Annotated in this window: 1 pseudogene; it reads right to left on the reverse strand. The window is 65.5% G+C overall.

Annotated elements, in window-relative coordinates:
- Positions 1-252: pseudogene (locus HMI57_RS19320) on the reverse strand (hypothetical protein); the annotation flags it as partial.

The raw sequence follows: 252 nt of genomic DNA on the forward strand, positions 1-252 counted from the left end.
GCGGTACAGGTGGGTGCGCTCCAGCCCGGTCTTTTCTGCCACGCGGGTCATGGAGCCGCCTTCCTTGGCCAGGTGAAACTCGAAATAGGCTTTTTCAAACTCGTCGCGCGCATCGCGCAGCGGCTTTTCGAGCAGGAAACTCTGCGTGGCCTGCGGGCCGAGGTCCACCGCCAGCGGCAGGACCTGGCCGGTCATCGCGACTTCCACCGTCATGTCCACCGCATGCAGCAGTGCAGCGGGAACCGCCTGCGG

The sequence above is a fragment of the Arthrobacter sp. 260 genome, assembly GCF_013116745.1.
Lineage (GTDB): Bacteria > Actinomycetota > Actinomycetes > Actinomycetales > Micrococcaceae > Arthrobacter_D.